The 17,162-nt window shown below is 73.3% G+C and carries 13 protein-coding genes; 7 read left to right on the top strand and 6 right to left on the bottom strand.

From position 1 onward, the window contains the following. Nucleotides 1-32: 32 nt before the first annotated feature. Nucleotides 33-2,714 (bottom strand): AAA family ATPase, encoded by a 2,682-nt coding sequence (locus tag AB0924_RS22975; RefSeq protein WP_366912379.1) that lies wholly within the window; start codon nt 2,712-2,714, stop codon nt 33-35. Nucleotides 2,715-2,970: 256 nt separating this feature from the next. On the opposite strand from AB0924_RS22975, the gene AB0924_RS22970 reads away from it, so the two are divergent. From AB0924_RS22970 to AB0924_RS22960, 3 genes are all read left to right on the top strand, one after another. Then, the gene (locus AB0924_RS22970; protein WP_358932574.1) at nt 2,971-4,215 is read left to right on the top strand and encodes an MFS transporter; all 1,245 of its coding nucleotides are present in this window, start codon (nt 2,971-2,973) and stop codon (nt 4,213-4,215) included. Nucleotides 4,216-4,218: 3 nt separating this feature from the next. After that, nucleotides 4,219-5,370 (top strand): anhydro-N-acetylmuramic acid kinase, encoded by a 1,152-nt coding sequence (locus AB0924_RS22965; RefSeq protein ID WP_366912378.1) that lies wholly within the window; start codon nt 4,219-4,221, stop codon nt 5,368-5,370. 136 nt (nt 5,371-5,506) lie between these two features. Beyond that, nucleotides 5,507-6,565, top strand: coding sequence for a DUF2510 domain-containing protein (locus AB0924_RS22960; RefSeq protein WP_358932324.1), 1,059 nt, complete (start codon nt 5,507-5,509; stop codon nt 6,563-6,565). A gap of 118 nt (nt 6,566-6,683) precedes the next feature. Here the strand turns inward: AB0924_RS22960 and AB0924_RS22955 are convergent, their stop codons facing one another. Continuing rightward, nucleotides 6,684-7,328, bottom strand: a complete 645-nt coding sequence (locus tag AB0924_RS22955; protein ID WP_199212771.1) for a TetR/AcrR family transcriptional regulator C-terminal ligand-binding domain-containing protein — start codon at nt 7,326-7,328, stop codon at nt 6,684-6,686. A gap of 220 nt (nt 7,329-7,548) precedes the next feature. On the opposite strand from AB0924_RS22955, the gene AB0924_RS22950 reads away from it, so the two are divergent. Both AB0924_RS22950 and AB0924_RS22945 read left to right on the top strand, forming a co-directional pair. Beyond that, the gene (locus AB0924_RS22950; RefSeq protein ID WP_366912377.1) at nt 7,549-8,349 is read left to right on the top strand and encodes a phosphatase PAP2 family protein; all 801 of its coding nucleotides are present in this window, start codon (nt 7,549-7,551) and stop codon (nt 8,347-8,349) included. Next, nucleotides 8,346-9,338 (top strand): hypothetical protein, encoded by a 993-nt coding sequence (locus AB0924_RS22945; RefSeq protein ID WP_366912376.1) that lies wholly within the window; start codon nt 8,346-8,348, stop codon nt 9,336-9,338. Before AB0924_RS22950 ends, AB0924_RS22945 begins: the two co-directional genes overlap by 4 nt. Before the next feature lie 91 nt (nt 9,339-9,429). Here the strand turns inward: AB0924_RS22945 and AB0924_RS22940 are convergent, their stop codons facing one another. The 4 genes from AB0924_RS22940 to AB0924_RS22925 form a co-directional block, all read right to left on the bottom strand. Next, a complete protein-coding gene (locus tag AB0924_RS22940; protein ID WP_358932317.1) occupies nt 9,430-10,278 on the bottom strand; it encodes a phospholipid scramblase-related protein in 849 nt (282 codons plus the stop codon). 66 nt (nt 10,279-10,344) lie between these two features. Next, nucleotides 10,345-12,393 carry a phosphocholine-specific phospholipase C gene (locus AB0924_RS22935; RefSeq protein ID WP_366912375.1) on the bottom strand — a complete coding sequence of 683 codons (2,049 nt, stop codon included), beginning with the start codon at nt 12,391-12,393 and terminating at the stop codon, nt 10,345-10,347. A 202-nt stretch (nt 12,394-12,595) separates the two neighbouring features. Next, nucleotides 12,596-14,770 carry a discoidin domain-containing protein gene (locus AB0924_RS22930; protein WP_366912374.1) on the bottom strand — a complete coding sequence of 725 codons (2,175 nt, stop codon included), beginning with the start codon at nt 14,768-14,770 and terminating at the stop codon, nt 12,596-12,598. A 325-nt stretch (nt 14,771-15,095) separates the two neighbouring features. Then, the gene (locus AB0924_RS22925; RefSeq protein ID WP_358932311.1) at nt 15,096-15,767 is read right to left on the bottom strand and encodes a hypothetical protein; all 672 of its coding nucleotides are present in this window, start codon (nt 15,765-15,767) and stop codon (nt 15,096-15,098) included. A 242-nt stretch (nt 15,768-16,009) separates the two neighbouring features. Here AB0924_RS22925 and AB0924_RS22920 point away from each other — a divergent pair, with 242 nt between their 5' ends. Together AB0924_RS22920 and AB0924_RS22915 are read left to right on the top strand one after the other, a co-directional pair. Beyond that, entirely contained in the window at nt 16,010-16,666 is a 657-nt protein-coding gene (locus AB0924_RS22920; RefSeq protein WP_366912373.1) for a helix-turn-helix transcriptional regulator, read from the top strand. 242 nt (nt 16,667-16,908) lie between these two features. Beyond that, nucleotides 16,909-17,136, top strand: coding sequence for a hypothetical protein (locus AB0924_RS22915; RefSeq protein ID WP_351668166.1), 228 nt, complete (start codon nt 16,909-16,911; stop codon nt 17,134-17,136). Nucleotides 17,137-17,162 lie beyond the last annotated feature (26 nt).

Here is a 17,162-nt window from a genome sequence, read left to right as displayed (position 1 = left end):
CGGCGCGGGGGAACTCCCGGCATCCCCGGGCCTCAGCGCAGTCCGCGCCCCGTCTCCAGCACCTCCCGTGCCTGCGCCGCCAGACCGTCCGCCCCGCAGGAACGCGCCAGGGTCAGGCCCCGGTCGAGCTCCGCGACGGAGCGGGTCGCGATGCCGTACTCGACCCGGGCCGCCGCGTGCTCGTACTGGCAGGGCGAGGCCTCCAGATAGGCGACGGCCTGGGCGGCGAGGCGCACCGCGCGCTGGCCGGTCTCCAGAGAGGCGGCCAGACGCAGGGCCTCGCCGATGGCGGTGTCGGTGCCGAACCGCTCGGCCTGCCGGCGGGCGTCCGCGGCGAGCCGGGCGGCGCGCGCCGGGTCCTGCACGGCCAGTGCCCTGGCGAGGTCGAGGGACCAGGGGGCGAGGACCGGGTTGTGGCCGCCACGGGAGGCGGCGGTCTTCTCGGCGGCCTCCAGTTCGTTGACGCCCTCCTCGGTGCGGCCGACGGCGAGCAGCAGCCGGCCGCGCACGGAGCGGATGTCGGGCAGCACGATGGTGGACGGATAGGGCGGGGCGAAAGCGTACCGCCCGGCGATCGACCAGGCCTCCTCGACATCGCCGCGGGCCAGCAGGGTGTCGACCAGTCCGCAGGTCGCGGACCAGTACAGCGGCAGGCCGCGGCCGACGCGCTCGGCGAGCGCCAGCGCCTCGCGCAGGGCCGTCTCCGCGTCGCGCAGCCGGCCCTGCCGGCGGTAGGCGAGGCCGAGGAAGGCGTTGGCCAGGGAGAGATGGCCGCCGCGCCAGCCGGCGCCGGTGTAGGCGCGCAGGGCCTCGGAGAAGAGGCTCTCGGCGCGGTCGAGCCGGTCGGCGTAGGCGTACGCGCTGCCGAGCATCATCAGCAGTTCGATGCCCCACTCGCCGTCGGTCCAGCCGAGCCCGGGTGCCAGGCGGCCGTTGACCAGGGCGCGGTCGCAGGACTGCACGACGTCCTCGGCGCTCTCGCCGTGGGTCATCGCGTCGAAGCCGCGCAGGATCAGCAGGGCCCGCTCGGAGTTGTCCCGGCCGGTGCAGGTGGCGGCCAGTTCGGCCAGGCGCCGGGAGCGTTCCTGGGAGACGGTCTCGCCGTGGATGCCCTCCCACATGAACTGCACGGCCTGGAGCCGCATCCGGACCGGGGACGCCGGGTGTCGGGCGGCCTCGGCCTCCACCGTACGGACGGCCTCCTCCAGCTCGTTGTTGTGCAGCAGCGCCTGCGAGAGCCGGACGACGGCGTCGACCCGCTGCGTGTCGTCGAGACCGGGCATGGCGAGGGCGCTGCGCAGGTGCTCGACGGTGACGGCGGGCGCGCTCAGCAGGGTGGCCCGGCCCAGTTCGTAGAGCACGTGGGCGTGGACCTCGGGGCGCGGCGGCTCCCGCAGGGCGCGTTCCAGACAGCGGCGGGCCGCGTCCGGCGCGCCGACGGCCAGGTGCTCGCGGGCCGCCTCGCGGAGCTGCTCGACGAGTTCCTCGTCGTCGTCCGGGTGCACCTTCAGCAGGTGCCGGGAGGCCTCCGCGGCGCTGTGTCCGGTCTCGGTGAGGATCTGCGCGGCGACTCCGTGCATCGCGGTGCAGACACCGGCCGGGATGGAGTCGTAGACGGCGGAGGCGATCAGCGGGTGGACGAACTCCAGCTCGCCGTCCCCGGACTCGGTGCCGGTCACGGGGTCGGGCTCGGTGAGGAAGCGGGCGTTGCGCAGCGGTTCGGCGCAGCTCCGGGCGTCCTCGGTGCTCATGCCGGCGAGCCGGGCGACGAGGTCGACGGAGATGCCGGTACCGAGGATGGCCGCCGCCCAGGCGAACCGGGTGGCCTCGATGCCGAGCCCCTTGAGCCGGTCGACGAGGCCGCCGCCGCGGGCGGAGCGGTTCAGGGCGCGCAGTTCGCCGGCCCGGGCCTCGACCGGCTGGACCTCGCTGTCCCGCACCTTGGCGAGGAGTTCGACGGTGTCGTAGGGGTTGCCGCCGGTGACGGCCCAGACCTCGCGGCAGAACGGGTCGTCGGCGTGCCGGCCGACGGTGGCCCGGGTGAGGCCGGCGGTGGCGTCCGGGGTGAGGACGCTGAGGTTGACGGGGCGGGCCGCGGCGGCGGCCACCGCGTCGAGGTGGCGGGCGCTGTCGCCGTTCACCTCGCCCGGGCGGCGGGCGACCACGACCAGCACGGACAGGTCGTCCAGGCGTTCGGCGAACGCGGAGAGCCAGCGCAGGGTCTCCTGGTCGGCCCAGTGCGCGTCGTCGACGAGCAGGACCAGCGGCCACTCGCGGCGGGCGAGCCGGCGCACGGCGGCGACGAGTCCGTCGCACACGTACTGCGGGTCGGCGGTGCCCTCCTGGGGGTCCACTATGCCGAGGGCCGGCCCCGCTATGTCGTACCAGTCGCCGAGATACTCCCGGGCCTCCCCCGGCAGCAGGGAGACCAGCGCGGGCTGCAGCAGTTGCCGGACCACGTTGAACGGGACCGACCTCAGGGTCTCGCCGCCCCGCGCGGACCACACGGTACAGCCGCGGCGTTCGGCCATCCGGCGGGTCTCGTTCAGCAGCGCGGTCTTGCCGAGGCCGGCCTCGCCCCGGAAGACGAGCAGGCTGCCCGCGGACGACCGGTCGGCGCACAGGGCGTCGAGCGCCCGTGTGACCGTGGCGATCTCCGTGTCCCGCTCCCACAGGGGCGCCGAGCCGGTCGCCGACGGCCGTCCCTCCGTCATCCCGTTACCTCCCCGGGTCGCCCGAATGACGTACAGACCCCGAGCGTAGCCGTCCGGTGGGATGTGTGGTGACCGGTCGGGACACGTGTTGCCCCGCCGGGTGAGGAAAGTCGCGGCCGTGCGACGCGCACCCCGCCCGACCAGCCGGTGTTCAGCGGACGGACCGTCAACAGGACTGGCGATGAAGCAGCTTTCCGAAGTACCGGGTGATCACGGGGGTACCGGGTCGCGCTACGGCGCGGCGCCCCGGGTGCCGATGGTGCGGGCGGTGGCGGCGGGGTCGGTGGGCAACCTCGTCGAGTGGTACGAGTTCGGTGTCTACGGCTCCCTGGCCACCGTGCTCGCCGAGCGGTTCTTCACCCCGTCGGGCGGCAGCGCGACCGAGGGGCTGGTGCGGACGTACGCCTCCTTCGCGCTGGCGTTCTTCTTCCGGCCGCTCGGCGCCGCCCTGTTCGGCCGGCTGGGCGACCGGCTGGGGCGGCGGCCGGTGCTGATCGGGGTGATCGCACTGATGACGGCCGCCACGACCCTGATCGGTGTGCTTCCGACGTACGCCACGGCAGGCGCCCTGGCACCCTGGCTGCTGACCTTCCTGAGGGTTGTTCAGGGCCTGTCGGCGGGCGGTGAGTTCGGTGGCGCCGTGGCCGTGCTGACGGAGCACGCCCCGCCGGGGCGGCGTGGACTGTACGGCGCGTGGCAGTCGTTCACCGTGGCGCTGGGTCTGCTGGCCGGCACGTCGGTCGCGGCGGCCACGGCCTCGCTGCTCACCGGGGCCCAGCTCGCCGGCTGGGGCTGGCGGTTGCCGTTCCTGCTGTCCCTGCCGCTGGGGCTGCTGGCGCTGTGGCTGCGGACCGGTCTCGAGGAGACGCCGGAGTTCCGGAGGCGGGGTGGCGCGCCCGCCGGGGCCGGCGGCGGCGCCGGGGCGGTGCTGCGGACGGTGCTGCTGGGCGCCGGGCAGATCATGGGCTGGGCGGCGGCCGGATACACGTTCCTCGTCGTCCTGCCGTCGTATCTCCAGTCCGCGCTGCACACGGACGTCCGGCAGGCGCTGGTGGCCACCGTGCCGGCGGGCGCCGGGTTCTCCGCCGCGATCCTCCCGGCGGGACTGCTCAGCGACCGGATCGGGCGCCGGCCGGTGATGCTGACCGGGGCGGTGCTGGTCGTCGTCATGGCGGTGCCCCTGTTCGATCTGCTTCAGGATCCCGGCACCTCCGCCGTGGTCCGGGGCGCGGCCGTCGGCGCCGCGGGCGCGGTGGTGGGCCTGATGGCCGGGCCGGGGCCCGCCCTGCTGGCCGAGCTGTTCCCGGCCCGGGTGCGCTGGACCGGTATGGGGCTCGCCCACTCCCTGTCCAACGCGGTGTTCGCCGGGTGCGCGGGGCTGATCATCACGGAGGCGGTGCGGCGTACCGGGAATCCGGACGTGCCCGCCTACTACGCGGCGGCGGCCTGCGCGCTCAGCGTGCCGGCGCTGCTCAGGCGGCCCTCGGGAAAGGCGGGTTGAACGGTGCGGGTGATCGGGCTGATGTCGGGGACGTCGTACGACGCCGTGGACGCGGCGGCGGCGGATCTGCGCCTGGACGGCGACACGCTGGTGCTGGAGCCGCTGGGGATGGTGAGCGCGCCGTACGACGGGGAACTGCGTGCCGCGCTCGCCGCGGCGCTGCCGCCGTCCGCCGTCCCGCTCGCCGAGGTGTGCCGGCTCGACACCCGGATCGGGCAGGCGTTCGCCGCCGCGGCCGTCCGCGCCGACCGTGAGCTCTGCGCGGGCCGCGGCGAGCTGGTGGCCTCGCACGGGCAGACCGTCCACCACTGGGTGGACGGGGGCCGGGTGCACGGCACGCTCCAGCTGGGGCAGCCCGCGTGGATCGCGGAGGCGACCGGGCTGCCGGTGGTCGCCGACTTCCGCGCCCGGGACGTGGCCGCCGGGGGGCAGGGCGCGCCCCTGGTGAGCCTGGTCGACCTGCTGTGGCTGCGGGGCAGGCCGGGCAGGCCCGTGGCGCTGAACATCGGCGGCATCGCCAATCTGACCGCGCCCGACGGCACGGCGTTCGACACCGGGCCGGGCTGCGCGCTGCTCGACGCGGCGGCCCGGCACTTCAGCGGCGGGCGGCTGGCCTGCGACACCGACGGCGCGTTGGCCGCGCGGGGCCGGCCGGACGGGGCGTTGCTGGACCGGCTGCTGGCCGAGCCGTACTACGCGCTCGAACCGCCCAAGACGACCGGCAAGGAGCTGTTCCACGCCGGGTATCTGCGGTCGGCCGGGGTGGACGCGCTGGCCGCCGAGGACGCGCTGGCCACGCTCACCTGGCTGACGGCCCGGACGGTCGCGGACGCGGTGCGCCGCGTCGGGGCCGGTGAGGTGGTGGCCTCGGGCGGGGGCACCCGCAACCCGGTGCTCATGTCCGCGCTGCGGGACCGGCTCCCCGGCGTCGCGGTGCGCGGCTCCGACGAGCTGGGCCTGCCCGCTCCCGCGAAGGAGGCGTACGCCTTCGCCGTGCTCGGTTTCCTCACCGCGCACGGCCTGGCCGGCACCGATCCGCGCAGCACCGGCGCCCACCACTCGAGCGTGCTGGGCTCGGTGACACCGGGTCGGGACGGCCTGCGACTGCCGCCGGCGGCGGGACGCGGGCCGGTGCGGCTGGTGGTGGCCCGGTGACGGTGGCCGGGCCGCCGCCGGGGTCGAGGCCGAGGTCGGGGCCGGACGAGGAAATCTCCGGAGAAATGTCCTGGTGCGCGAAGTTGGCGGCGGATCCTCTCATCCGGCTTTCACCGATGCCTCATACGGTGGGGGCATGACGCAGGTGACTCCTCCCGGGTGGTACCCCGACCCCGGGCAGACGAATGACGGTCCGCCCACCGAACGCTGGTGGGACGGCAAGGCCTGGACGGACCAGACGCGCCCCGCCGGGACGGCCGCCGTTTGGGGTCCGCCGGCGCAGCAGCCGGCCGGCGGCGCGCAGCCGGTTCCCCCGGCGTACCAGCCGTACGGGGCGCAGCCGGGGTATCCGGCGTACTCGGCGTATCCGGCCCAGCCCCCGGCCGCGCCCCGGCGCGGGCTGCGCACGGGCATAGCCGTGGGGGCCGCGGCAGCGGTCCTGGTGTGCATCGGGGTCGGGGTGTACGCCCTCGCCAAGGACGGCGGTGGCGGCGGCTCCGAGCGCGCCGGTTCGCAGCAGGGGCAGGACGGCCGCACCGGCGGCCAGGGCGGGCCCGGCGGCGGCCCGGGCGGTTTCGGCGGCGACGGCGGGCCGGGGGGCTCCGGCGGTGACGGCGGGTCGGGCGAGTCGCCCGCGCCCCGGGGCTCCGAGGCGCCCAAGGTCCAGGGCGGCGGCAGCGTGCCGGATCCGATGAACGGCATCAGCCTGCCGGTACCGAAGGGCTGGACCGGGGAGTCGATCGGCGTCGGCGCCCAGGTGACCTCCGGCGACTCCTACAAGTGCCCCGGCGACAGCGCGAAGAGCTGCACCGCGGGCGGCGCCTACACCGCGCCCGCCTCCGCCCTGAAGACGAAGGGCGACACCGCCGAGGAGGTCGCCAGGGCGGACGTCGCGGCCAACGCCAAGCAGTCCTACGGCGGCACCACCTACGGCAGCATCACCTCGCACGAGGTGCTGTCGGCCAAGGCGGTGACGGTGGCCGGGCAGAAGGGCTACGCGGTGCGCTGGAAGGCGGTCACCAGCAAGGGCGCCGACGGCTACGTCGAGTCGGTGGCCTTCCCCTCGCCCAACGCCGCCAAGCAGATGGTCGTGGTGCGCTTCGGCGTGGACGTCGGGCAGGACGTTTCGGTCATCGACGAGATCCTCAAGGGCATCAAGGTCTCGTCGGGCGGCGGGAGCGGCCAGGACGTCTGAGGACGTCCAGGGAAAGAAGTCGGCCGGGTGAGGCGCCCCTCCGCTCAAGGGGAACCCCACCCGGCCGGGGGGTGCGCGCCGCCCCCGTCCCCACGGTGCGGCGCGGTCAGGTCACCGTTCAGTCATCCCGTGAACGGCGGCCTGGGTCTGGTGTCAGTCCGAGCGCGGGCAGCACGGTGGCCTCCACGAAGCGGACGAGGTAGTCGGCGTCGGCGTACTGGCCGCTCAGCACCGGCCGGACGCGCAGGACGCCGAACATCATGGCCGGGACGTACTCCAGTGCCGGATGGTCGGCGGGCACCTCGCCGCGTGCCACGCCCCGTGCCAGCATCTCCTGCAGCTCGGCGATCTCGGGCAGCACCAGGGCCTCGCGCAGCGCCTGCGCCAGTTCGTGGTCGCCCGTGACCGCGTGGCCCAGCGCCTGCATCAGCCGGGTGTCCTTGTTGGACCAGTCACCCGCGGCCCGCGCGGCCAGGCGCAGGTCCTCGGCGAGCGAACCGGTGTCGATGCCGGCGAAGCGCACCTTGCGGTTGGCCCGCAGCGCGGCCGCGACGAACTGGGGTTTGGTCTTCCACTGCCGGTAGAGCGTGGACTTGCTGCACCGGGTGCTGTGGGCGACACCCTCCATGGTCACGGAGTCGTAGCCGCACTCGCGGATCTGCTCCAGCACGGCGTCGAAGAACTCCCGCTCACGCTCGGGCGTGAGCTTGGAGCGGCGCGAGGCGGCGACCGTGTCCGGTCCGTCTTCGGCCTGCGACGTCATGCGTTGCCTCTCCTCACTCTGTTCGGGGACGCGCCCGGGTTCCGGGACGTGTCCGGGTCTCCAGTGTGTCGCACCTCAATCGATACGCCAGTGTACCGGTACTCGAGCGTATCGGTACACTGTCGTATCGGTACGGAGACGTATCGATGAGATCCGGGCCCGGAACACGGGGCCCGGCCCGCACCACCACCCGCACGACCGTCAGCGAAGGGGCCGGGGGATGAACGCCCGAACCGAGCCTGCAGCAGCGGAGCCGGACGCGACAGCGACCGCGCGACCGCCGCTCGCGCGCGAGCTCCTGCTCGTCGCGGGACTCTTCCTCGTCTACAAGCTCGGGCGGCGGCTGGCCGTCGGCCACACCGCGGACGCCTTCCACAACGCGCATCGCGTCTGGGACCTCGAACGGGCCGTGCACCTGCCCGACGAGACCTCCGTGCAGTCCGCACTGCTGCACGGCGACCTCCTCGTCCACCTGGCGAACACCTACTACGCGACCGTCCACTTCCCGGCCACGCTGGCGTTCCTGGTCTGGCTGTACGTCAGGCGCCCGGCCCACTACGTCTGGGCGCGTCGGGTGCTGGCGGCGGTGACCGCGGCCGCCCTGGTGCTGCCGTTCACGTTCCCGCTGGCTCCGCCGCGGATGCTGGCCGGCACCGGCCTGCTGGACACCGCCCGGATATACGGACCCTCGGTCTACGGACCGCCGGCCGGCGACCACCTGTCCAACCAGTTCGCGGCGATGCCCTCACTGCACTTCGGCTGGGCGCTGATGGTGGCGGTGGGCCTGATGGCGGCCACCCGCTCGCCCCTGCGCCCGCTGTGGCTGCTGCATCCGCTGGTCACCCTGCTGGTGATCGTGGGCACGGCCAACCACTACTGGGTCGACGCGCTGGCGGCGGCCGTCATGCTCGGCGCCGCGCTGGCGGTCGTCCGCGCGCCTCGGCACCCGTCCGGTACGGCCGGGGGCGCCCCGCGGCTGCCCGCCCAGCGCGGGCCGGTCCTGGCGGGAGCCGGCCGATGAGCGCCGCCACCCTGCTCGCCCTCGGCCTGTCGCTGATCTCCGCCGTCGCCTACGCGGCCGCCGCCGTGGCCCAGGAACGCCTCGCCTCCCGCGGCCCCGGCACGAGCCTGGTGCGGCTGCTCGGCACCGGCGCGTGGTGGTCGGCGGTCGGCCTGAACGCGGGCGCCGCGCTGCTGCACGTGGTCGCCCTCAAGTACGGGCCGCTGACGGTCGTCCAGCCGCTCGGGGCGCTCACCCTGGTCGCGGCCGTGCCGCTCGGGGCGCGGGCCGCCGGGCGGGGAGTGAGCGCGGTGGAGTGGCGCGGCACCGCGCTCACGCTGCTGGGGCTCGCCGCGGTGCTGGTCAGCGCCTCGGGACCGGCGCCCGAACGGATACTGAGCCTGCCGGAGGCGCTGGCGGTCGCCGGTACCACCGCCACGCTGATCGGTCTGCTCTCCCGGCCCGGTACCCGGCCGGGCCTGCGGCACGCCACCGCCTCGGGCTTCGCCTCGGGGGTCGCCTCAGCCCTCACCCAGACGGTGACGGTGGCGGCCACGGACCACTCCGGGTCCGGCCCGGGGCTCGAGGTGGTCGTGGTCGCCGTCCTCGTGGCCGCGTTCTCCACCGGCGGCCTGCTGCTGTCCCAGACGGCCTACCGCGGTGGTCTCGGCGCCCCGCTGGCCATGGTCACCCTGGCCAATCCGGTGGCCGCCGCGGTCATCGGACTGACCCTGCTCGGGCAGGGCCTGCGGGGCGGAACCGGCGGGGTGCTGCTGGCGGTGGCCGGGGCCGGGCTCGCCGCCCAGGGCGTGCTCCTGCTGACCCGGGCGACGCCGGCACCCGGCGGATCCGGCGGATCCGACGGGTCCGACGGGCACGACGGGCACGACGGGCACGACGACGAGCACCCGGTCGCGGCGGTCCTGGCCCTGGAGCCGGGCACGGCGGCGGCGGAACCGGCGCTGGTCCCCCGGCAGCCGGAGCAGCCGGGACATCTCACCGCGCTCTGAACGGCGAACGGCGGTGGCCGGTGCCCGCGGGTCCTCCGCGCGCACCGGCCACCGCCGTTCGCTCCCTCGGGCCGCGGCCCGGCGAGGCCCGTCAGCCCCAGCCGCGCGAGTCCTGCTTGAGGGCGGTGTCGACGGTCAGGGCCGTCGCCACGACGAGGCTCAGCAGCGGTTCGGGCAGCTGGTAGTGGATCTGCAGGACGTAGTTGTCCGCGGTCGTGAACAGCGTCTTGGCGAGGCCTTCCCAGGTCTTGGTGATCCGGGCGACCTCGTTGTCCGCGTGGTCGACGATGGCGAAGTTCCAGGCCCGCCAGTTCTCCGCCTTGATCGCGCCGACCTGCTGGCCGTTCGCGTTCATCGCGAAGTTGATCTTGCCGATCATGTTCTTCTGGACGATCTCGCCGACCGGCGAGCCGTCCGGGCGCGTCACGATGACCCGGGACTTGAAGAACTTCGCGGGCCGGGTGAGCACGAGCTGCGGCTGGCCGTAGGCGTCGCGGATCTCCAGCTTGTGCGTCATGAACTGGTCGAGGCTGGACACGAAGCGCAGGATCTTCTTCAGCGCGCTCTGGCCGACCTCGGTGACCGCGCCGATCTCACGGCCGCTCTGGTCCATGACCTTGTACTCGTTGGTCAGCTCGATCAGCTTGGCCTTCTGGTTCACCACCAGGACCGGCTCGGTGAAGAGAGTGCCGCCGCCGGGACCGCCGGCCGTGACGCCCGCCTGCTTCTGCACCTGGCGCTGCACCTTGGCGTCGCCGGCCTGCTGCTGCGGGATGTGGGCCGCCGGCTGCTGCGGAGCGGCCGGCGGAGCCTGGCCTGCGCCCTGCTGCGCCGGATTGGTGTGCTCGGTCCACTGGGTGCCGTCCCAGTAGCGGAGCGTCTGGGCCGCCCCGTGCGGATCGGGGTACCAGCCTGCAGGCGTGTTCGATTGCGTGGTCACCGGGGCACACTACCCTGATGTGACCGGTACCTGACCAGTCCGCCCGGAGCGGTGTTCATCGCCCGCTCACTCCGTGATGATGGCCGGGTCGCTGACGCCGGGTCGCCCGTTCTCGACATGACCGGCGAAGCCGCGCAGGAACGCCGGGTCGGCGTCCGTGGTGACCGTGAGGTCGTACCAGCGCCGGCTGGACGCGAGCCGGACGGTCCGCCGTACGGTGGCTCCGGCCCGCACGGTCACCGTCTCCGGGTCGCCGCCGTAGCCGTTGACGAGCTTCAGCCGTGCCGTGCCGGAGCCCCGGTTGGTGAAGGTGAGCTCCACGTCGTCGCCGGTGTGCCGGGCCGTGACCTCCGGCCCGGCCGTGCCGTTGCGGCCCCTGAACAGGCGCAGGAAGCCGTTCGGGCCGTGCACGGCGAGGTCGTAGGAGCCGCCCGAGTACGCCGAGTTCCAGGTGTCGGAGAGCGTCTTGCCGGCCTCGGTGGTGTACGTCCAGGGGCCGTCGCCGCGGTTGCCCGAGGTGACGAGGAACGCGGCTCCCGCGTGCGCGCCGGAGGCGAAGGCGAGGGTGAACTTGCCGGCCGCCGTGTCCGCCGAACCGTCGACCACCGGGGCGTACTTGAGCGGACGGGTGGGGCGGCTGCCGCGCTCCTGCCTGGGCAGCGCGGGTGTGGCGGGCGGGCTGGGCACGTAGTCGGGGTGGCGGTCGTGGTCCGGCGGCCGGTAGCCGGCCGTGGACGGCAGCGCCACCGGCGCGGTGTCCTGGCGGGAGAAGTCGAAGGCGGAGGTCAGGTCGCCGCATATGGCCCGGCGCCAGGGCGAGATGTTCGGCTCCTGGACGCCGAAGCGGTTCTCGATGAACCGGATGATCGAGGTGTGGTCGAGGGTCTCGGAGCAGACGTAACCGCCCTTGCTCCAGGGGGAGACGACCAGCATCGGCACGCGCTGGCCCAGTCCGTAGGGGCCCGCGGCGTGGCCGGCGTCGCCCTTGAACAGGTCGGGTGCGGGGTCCACGGTCGACCGGCCCCGGTCGGCGGAGGCCGGCGGGAAGGGCGGGATCACATGGTCGAAGAAGCCGTCGTTCTCGTCGTAGGTGATGAACAGCGCCGTCTTCGCCCATACGTCCGGGTCGGCGGTCAGCGTGTCCAGCACCTGTGAGACGTACCAGGCGCCGTAGTTGGCGGGCCAGTTGGGGTGCTCGGTGAAGGCCTCGGGGGCGACGATCCAGGAGACCTGCGGCAGCTTCCCGGTGGTGACGTCGGCACGGAGCCGGTCGAAGAAGCCCTCGCCCTTGCGCGCGTCGGTGCCGGTGCGCGCCTTGTCGTAGAGCGGACTGCCGGGTTCGGCGCTCCGGTACTGGTTGAAGTAGAGCAGGGAGTTGTCGCCGTAGTTGCCGCGGTAGGCGTCTTCGATCCAGCCCCAGCCGCCGTGCGCGTCCAGTCCGTCGCCGACGTCCTGGTAGATCCGCCAGGAGACCCCGGCCCGCTCCAGGCGCTCGGGGTACGTCGTCCAGCCGTAGCCCGCCTCGTCGTTGCCGAGGACCGGGCCGCCGCCCTTGCCGTCGTTGCCGGTGTACCCCGTCCACATGTAGTAGCGGTTGGGGTCGGTGGAGCCGATGAACGAGCAGTGGTAGGCGTCGCAGACGGTGAAGGCGTCGGCGAGCGCGTAGTGGAACGGGATGTCGTCGCGCGTCAGGTACGCCATCGTCGTCGGGGACTTGGCGGGCACCCACATGTCGTACTTGCCGCCGGCGAACGCGGTGTGGCCGTCGTTCCAGCCGTGCGGGAGGTCCTGGATGAACGCGAGGCCCAGGTCGTCGGCGTCCGGGTGGAAGGGGAGGATGTCCTTGGTGCCGTCGGACTGCTTCCAGACGGACCTGCCGTTCTGGGTGACCGGGCGGGGGTCGCCGAAGCCCCGGACACCTCTGAGCTTGCCGAAGTAGTGGTCGAACGAGCGGTTCTCCTGCATCAGGACGACGATGTGCTCGACGTCCCGGACCGAACCCGTGCGGTGGTGGGCGGGCAGTGCGGCCGCCCGCTGGATGCTGCCGGACAGCGCGGTGAACGCCGTCGTGGCGCCCGCGAGTTGCAGGAAGCGGCGCCGGTTGACTTCGGACATGGGTGAACGTCCTCTCATCCTGACGTAGAAGCTGCCGTCACATGACGGAATCTGCGCGAAGCGAGTGTTCCAAGAGCAGCAAACGTCAGGGAAGTATCTGATGGCACCCATGTGAAACCCGGCGGTCCGCCGGGTGCCGCCGGCCGCTGCGGGCGGCCGGCGGCACCCGGAAGCGCCTCAAGGGCGTCTCCGCGCACGGGGATCAGTTCGCCAGGTACGCCTCCACCTCGCTGAACTGCCCGGCCGGCCGGCCGGTGTTGGCGCTGACGGAGAGCCGGAGGTAGCGCAGGTCCGTACCGCTCGGCAGCGAGACGGTGGCCGTGTTGCCGGTGGCCGGGTCGAAGCGGTAGCCCTGCGCGCCGACGACCGTGGAGTAGGCCGAGCCGTCGGTGCTGCCGAGCACCGTGACGGTCTGGGTGCGGGCGCCCCAGGCGGCGGACGGGGGCAGCTTCAGCACGACGCGGCGCACCGCGCTGGAGGAGCCGAGGTCGACCGTCAGGGCCTGCGGGAAGGCGTTGTCGGCCGACTCCCAGTAGGTGCCCGCGTCGCCGTCGACCGCCTTGCCGGGCGTGTAGACGTCCTGCGAACCCGTCGCGGTCGCCGGTCGGACCTTGGCGAGGTTGCTGTTCGGGTCGGGGGCGGGGTTGCCCTGGCCGGGCTGGGGCCAGGTGGAGCAGTCCGGCCAGGTGCCGGCCCAGCCGGAGTTGCCGCCGCCGTCGGTGAGTGTGAAGGCACCGGAGCTCGCCGGGTACGGGCAGTTGTAGACGCCGGCGGAACCGACCTGGGTGGCGGTGACGTCGCGGAAGGATGCCGCGCCCGGCGTCTCGGCCTGGACCACGACCGTGCCGGTGTTGCGCACGGTCGCACCGGTCACGTTGACGTTGCGCACCTGCCGGCCCTGTCCGCCGCCGGAGACGAACTCGAAGGCGCTGTACGGGCTGTCGGTGATCGTGGTGTTGGTGATGTTCACCGTCGCGTCGATCGCGCTGTCGTAGGAGTCGACCCGCAGCGCGCCCATCGGGTGGTTCCAGTTCGGGTTCAGCGCGCCGGTGCGCACCAGGGTGTTGCCGTCGACCGTGATGGTGCCGGCCAGCGGGGAGAAGGGGTCGAGGAACTTCTGGTTGGAGATCGCGATGCCGCTGCCCAGGGCGTTGGTGTCGGAGATCAGGTTGCCGCGCACCGTCAGGTCGGTGCCGCCGTAGATGGCGATGCCGTTGGCGAGGTTGGGCTGCGAGATGGTGTTGTTCTCGAAGCTGGAGCCGGTGTCCGGGGAGTACAGCGACCACATGGCGAGCGCGTCGTCGCCCTGGTTGCGCAGGAAGTTGTTGCGGACCCGGACACCCTTGGCGCTGCCGTTGAGGTTGAGGCCGTCGGCGGTGGTGTCGAGGACGCGGTTGTCCTCCACCACCAGGTTGTCGTTGTTGCCGGTCAGCCACAGCCCGACCTTGAGGTGCTGGAGCCACATGCCGGATACGGACGAGTCCGGGCCGAGGGAGCCGTTGACGAAGTTGTCCGGGTTGGAGTCGACGCGCTCGGTGACCTCGCCGACGACCGCGAAGTCCTTGATGTGGACACCGCCCGAGGAGCCGGTCTGGTCGATGAAGCGGGAGGTGTGCACGACCGAGTGCCAACTGCCCGCGCCACGCAGGGTGACGTTCTGCACGCCGTTGAGGGAGGAGGTGAGCCGGTAGTCGCCCGGCGGGATCCACACCACCCCGCCCCGGGCCGCGGCGATGGCGTCGCGGAAGGCCTGGGTGGAGTCGCCGCTCCCACTGGGGTCGGCACCCTTGGAGACGACGGACACCGAGCCGGCGGGCTGGGCGGCGGCCGCCGCGACCTGCTCGAAGTCGGCGACGTCCACGGTGACCTGGGTGCCGGCCGCCTCGAAGGCGATCCTGTCGTCGGCCTGGACGTCCCGGCCCAGCAGCGTCCGGGCGTTGTCGTAGAAGTGGTGGGTCCTGGAACCCGTGATCCAGCCGGTGTCGACGTAGGAGTACTTGGCGGTGACCGGGAGCGTCCGGGCGAGCCTGGTGCCGTTGACGTAGACGTTCAGCGAACCGGACTGACCGTCCGGGACGCTGTAGGCGACGTTCACCGCGTTGGCGGCGCGCGGCACGGTGAACTCCACGCGCTGTCCCGCGGCGAGCCGTACGGCCTGCCGGCCGGAGGCCTCCGAGGCGAGGCTGCCCTGGGTGTGATCGGGGCCGATTTTCGTGCCGGTGGTGCTCGCCGACTCCGCCTCGACGGAGGTGAAGGGGAGGGTGGCGCCGGAGGCGGCGTGCGCGGCGGGCGCCAGGGTGACGAGCATGCCGGCGGTGAGGGCGACGACCGCCCCGATCTTTGGCATGCGCCTGACATGTGCGGTGGTGCGGTGCATGTGCCGGTCCCTTCGTGGTGGGGGTCGGGGGACAGCAGGAGAGTGCGCCTGCGGGGCGCCGCACACTCAAGCACCGACGACATTCGTTCACAAGATGTCGCGCAGAATATGTAATTCTTTGACAGCAGCATGGATAGCCGAAACGACAGGAGGGGTTGGGCGCGAGAAAGGTGACTTCGCATGCATGTTGCCGCAAGAACAGCGCAAGCCACGCAAACGGATTGCGTGGCTTGCGTACGGAGCGCCTCGGGCGCGTCGGCGTGAGGGGGACCGCGGAGCTTCCCGGCCCGGTCCCGTCGGCGACCTGAACGCCGACGGAACCGGGTCAGTCCATGGGGGCCGGAACGACCGTCAGATGCGTTCCGACGCCGCGTGTCCGGCGCTGACGGCGCGCGGCGCCGGCCGGGCGGCGGGTGTCGCGCAGCACCATCGTCAGACGGGTGCAGCCGATCTCCTCCAGCGTGCGGGGCGTCTCGTCGACGATCCGGCACTCGGTGGGGCCCCGGCGCGGGTCGGGGTGGTGCAGCAGGCGTACGGCGCCGTCGATCCGGGTCGCGGCCTCGCCGACGGCGCGGATCCAGTGCGGCAGGCCCTGCCGGTAGGCGGCCTCCATGATCGGGTCCTGACCGATGTCCCTGCGGATGGCCTGGAGTTCGTGGTCGTGGCCCGAGCGGTCCATCGCGGCCTTCAGATGGGCGAGCATCGGCAGGCACCAGCCCTGCTCGTGCTCACCGAGGATGCCGCCGGCATCGGGGTGGAACAGCACGAAGCGCAGGAAGTTGTCCCCGGGCATGGCGGTCGGGTGCGGACGCACACCGCCGAACAGGTTCCCGTAGGCGCCGTTGGCCAGCATGACGTTCCAGCGGTGGTCGACGACCAGGGACGGGAAGGGGACGGCCTCCACCAGCGCGGCGTAGTCCTGGAGGTACGCCTGGACCTCGCAGCCCTCGGGGACGGGTCGCGGCGCCGGCCACTGTCCTCCTGCCTGATGTGCCATCGGGAGGTCACCCCTCTTGCCTCTGCCGGCCTTCGCGCGGCGATGCGATCCTGCTGCCCGGACAAGAGCCGTGTCAACTATCGTGGCATTTCATGCCGGTTGACGGCTGAAATTCGCCACAGTTGTGGCGAGACCTGGATGCGGGTTCAAAGCACCCGCTACTCTCCGGGAAGTTCACAACACCCGCTCGCGACATGCGCGGAACGCACCTGAGGCCTTCGAGAGACGTAGGAGTTCTGTCGGTGACGGATGGCTACGAGGATCCGGGCGCCACCGAGACCGCACAGCTGTCGGCCGTCGCCGCCCGCGTCACCGCGCTCGCCGACCGGCTCGGCGTGCCGCACACCGAGGTCTTCGACGTGGGGCGGCTCTCCGTCGCCTGCGGTGTTCCGGAGCCGGTGGTCAAGGCCCTGCTCAGCGGCCGCCCTGCGGGCGAACCGGATGTCCAGGCACGTTTCCTGCAGCGCCTGGACCTGCTGCGCCGCACCCGGCTGAAGCCGAACGGCCGCAAGTACACCCAGCAGGAGATCGCGGACGGCGCGGGCATGTCCCGGCAGCAGGCGGGCGCGCTGATCAACGGCGACCGGCGGCCGACCATGGAGCACTGCGACGCGCTCCAGCGGTTCTTCCGGGTGCACGCCGGCTTCCTCACAGCGGAGGACGCCGAGGCGCTGGCGGGTGCCCTGCAGCGCACCGAGCAGGAGCTGCTGCAGAAGCTCGCCGACCGGGAGCGGGCCGCCGCCGAACTCGCGGAGGACCCGCTGGAGCGGCTGCTGCAGGACCACGGGGTCCGCGGGATCGCCTGGCGCGCCGCGCAACTGCCCACCGACCAGCACCGGGACAAGGTCGCCGAGTGGCTCGACATGCTCCTGGAGAACGTCCAGCGGCCCGAGGCGTAGACCGTCCCCCGGATCGCGCGGACGGGGCCGGCCCACCGGGCCCGCGCGCGTCCGCCGGGACCTCCGCGACCGCCAAGTGCCATGTCCGCGGGGGGTATCGCGTCCGCTGAGCGGGCGAACCCGGGCCCGCCCGCGCCGCGTTGTCAGTGGCGGGCGGCAAGCTGGAGTCGTGCGCCGTACGACGCGGCGCACGGCGCCGCAGCGCGCGTGATCCGTGACGCCGAACCGGGGAGAGCCGACCGATGACCACCGCCGTACTGACCGACCGTGAGCGCACCGCCGTCCAGGCCTATCTGCGGCTGCTGCACACCGTGCGCGCGGCCTTCGACGGGCCGCCGGACGGCCCCCGGCCCGTCCTGGTGCCCCCCGCCGTGCTCGCCGAGGCGGACGGGGCGCTGGCGCGGGCCGGGCTCGCGGGCAACGAGGAGGAGTTCTTCGGGCTGCTGTCCCACTGGTGCCCGCAGGAGTGAGATCCGGTCCCGGGTGACCGTTCCGC

The organism is Streptomyces sp. NPDC047869, assembly GCF_040704065.1.
Lineage (GTDB): Bacteria > Actinomycetota > Actinomycetes > Streptomycetales > Streptomycetaceae > Streptomyces.
Note: the sequence above shows the minus strand (reverse complement) of the source record. Positions and strands in the feature narration are given on the sequence as shown.